General features: G+C 49.3%; 1 protein-coding gene and 1 pseudogene. Both read left to right on the top strand.

The features are described 5' to 3' along the window. Nucleotides 1-376: pseudogene (locus B3180_RS02455) on the top strand (DNA polymerase Y family protein); the annotation flags it as partial. A 1-nt stretch (nt 377) separates the two neighbouring features. Further along, nucleotides 378-3,103: error-prone DNA polymerase (locus B3180_RS02450; RefSeq protein ID WP_286842864.1), on the top strand; the 2,726-nt coding region annotated here is incomplete at its 3' end.

The following is a 3,103-nucleotide window of genomic DNA, read 5'->3' as shown; positions in this document are numbered from 1 at the left end:
CGGAGCGCAACAGCATCGGCATGAAACTCTGCAGCTCATTAGCCGGCTACAGGCAAAGTTAGGCAAAAATGCCGTATTTTCTCCGGCAGTGAATGATGATCCTCGTCCTGGCTACAGTGAGGTTGCTCGTCCGCCCGGGGAAAAACCGCAAGCTTTATTGAATGCACCGAAACGCCCTCTTTGGATGTTGCGACCAGCACAAGTAACCTCGATAGATTTGTGGCAATTACAGCATGGGCCTGAACGGAAACATTGCGGCTGGTGGGACGCAGATGAAGTTGCACGGGACTACTGGATCGCGAAAGGCAAATTAGGGCGTTTGGGTTGGATCTATTTTGAGTCTGACCAGTGGTATTTACAGGGTTGGTTTAGCTGAAATGTCATCGCCTTCTGTGCTTAATAAATTTGCGGAATTACACAGCCTGAGTCACTACAGCTTTTTACAATCTGCAGCGGCTCCGGAAGATTTAGTCATTCGGGCCGACGAATTGGGTTACACCGCCATAGCAATAACCGACGAATGCTCGGTGGCAGGCATTGTTAAAGCCTATCAGGCGTCAAAGGAACGTCGCATTAAATTCATTGTTGGCAGTGAGTTCCGGCTGCCTGAGCTGGGGACCATAATACTGCTCGCCCCTACTCGCGAAGCTTATGCTCAGCTTTGTAAAAAAATCACTTTGTTTCGTAGTCGCAGCGAGAAAGGTCATTACCAGGCCGGTATTGACGATTTTTTTAACGGGCTCTCTTTATGTTTTCTGCTCTGGCAACCTGACTTCAGACAGGCTCAACTAATTGCTATTGGCGAAAAGCTTAAATCGGTATGGAAGCAACGGTTTTGGTTATTGTACGAGCGTCATTATCAGGCTGACGATGAAAAGAACTTTCACGCTATGACTGAGCTGCAACGAGCACTTAAGGTGAAAGTAACCTGTGCGGGAGGCGCCCGTATGGCAACGACAGAACAGCAACCGTTATACGATATTCTGAACGCTATTGCGCAGGGAAGTTCGCTGGCAGAACAGCCGGGTTTAGCCAGCAATAACGCAGAACACCGTTTACGTAGCTTAAGTGAGCTGCAGCAATGCTACCCAGAAAAGTGGCTGGCAGAAAGCGTAGCTATTGCCGACCAGTGTCAGTTTTGTTTATCAGAGCTTCGCTACGAATACCCTGCTGAGCTGGTACCTGATGGTATGAGTGCTTCAGAATACTTAAAGCAGTTAACTGAGGAAGGTGCGCGTTGGCGTTACCCCGAAGGTGTGCCTCCATCAGTAAAGGCACTTTATTTGAAAGAGCTTAGTCTGATAAAAGAGCAGAGCTACGAGCCTTTCTTTTTAACCATTCACGACTTAGTTCGCTTTGCCCGTAAGCAGGGTATTCTGTTTCAGGGGCGTGGTTCGGCGGCAAACTCCGTCGTTTGTTATTGCCTGGGTATTACCGCGGTTAACCCTGCGCAAATTCAGGTATTGTTTGAACGCTTTATTTCCAAGGAGCGGAACGAGCCGCCCGACATTGATGTCGATTTTGAGCACGAGCGCCGCGAAGAGATTATTCAGTACATTTACCGAAAATACGGTCGACAGCGAGCCGCCCTTGCGGCGACCGTTATTACCTACCGCTTTAAAAGTGCTTTTCGGGATGTTGGCAAAGCGCTGGGATTTAGTGAGCAACAGCTGCAGTATTATCGAAGTCATTTGGATACGCGCGATAAAGAGCAAAGCTGGCAGCAACAGCTCGCGCAACAGCACCCTGAAGTGGCAAATTCGGTGCGGGGCCGACACCTTTTACATTTTACCGAGCAACTTATGGGCACTCCCCGACATTTGTCTCAGCATGTCGGTGGGTTTGTCATTGCTGCCGATGACTTATCCCGGTTGGTTCCGGTAGAAAATGCCTCCATGACGGAGCGAACGGTTATTCAGTGGGACAAAACAGACCTTGAAAGTCTCGGGCTGTTAAAAGTGGATGTACTGGCGCTGGGTATGCTCACTGCGTTACGAAAAATGCTGGCGCTTATTAACTCACGCTATGACCAGCAACTCACCATAGCAACCATTCCGCAGGAAGACAGTCGGGTTTATCAACAGTTGCAAACCGCCGACTCTATGGGGATTTTCCAGATAGAATCCCGGGCGCAAATGAACATGTTACCGCGACTAAAACCCCGGACTTTTTATGATCTGGTCATTCAAATTGCGATTGTCCGGCCTGGCCCTATTCAGGGTGACATGGTACACCCTTTTTTGCGACGTCGGGCCGGTCTGGAAGCCGTGGATTACCCCAGCGATGAAGTAAAGTCGGTATTAGAAAGAACCCTGGGTGTCCCTATTTTTCAAGAGCAGGTAATTAAGTTGGCTATGGTTGCCGCTGGTTTTAGCGGTGGAGAAGCGGATCAGCTTCGACGCGCGATGGCTTCATGGGGACAAAACGGCCACTTAACCCGCTTTGAAGACAAGCTTATCAATGGCATGTTGGCGCGCGGCTATAAACAAGAGTTTGCCGAACGACTTTTCAAGCAAATTTGCGGTTTTGGACAGTATGGTTTCCCTGAGTCTCATTCTGCCAGCTTTGCCAACCTGGCTTATGTGTCGTCCTGGTTTAAAACCTATCATCCGGCGGCTTTTTATGTGGGCTTGCTTAATAGTTTACCAATGGGCTTCTATTCGGCCTCGCAATTGGTACAGGATGCACAGCGCCACGGCGTTGAGTTTCTATCGGCAGATATTAATTTGAGCCACTGGGATTACCATTGGTTACCTAAAGAAGATACGAGCTCTGTTGAAACCGTGCGTATGGGGTTAAGGCAAATTCAGGGGGTATCTGAAACAAGAATCATACAGGCACTGAATGAAAGACCGGAAAGTGGCTTCGCCAGTATTCATGAGTTAAGGCAAAGTGGGCTGAGGGACTCCGATATCAGCGCCCTAGCCCGTGCCGATGCTTTGCAGAGTATCGCAGGCCATCGACATCAGGCGCACTGGCAAAGTGTTTCCATAAGTGATCAACAAATGCCGCTATTTGCGAATGTAAAAGATCAGCCCGCCCGGGAACTGCCTGCGCCCCATGAGTCAGAGAACATAAAAGCCGATTACGAATCAACGGGTCT

Origin of the sequence: Idiomarina sp. UBA4206, from assembly GCF_002383015.1 — a bacterium.
Taxonomy (GTDB): domain Bacteria; phylum Pseudomonadota; class Gammaproteobacteria; order Enterobacterales; family Alteromonadaceae; genus Idiomarina; species Idiomarina abyssalis.
Note: the sequence above shows the minus strand (reverse complement) of the source record. Positions and strands in the feature narration are given on the sequence as shown.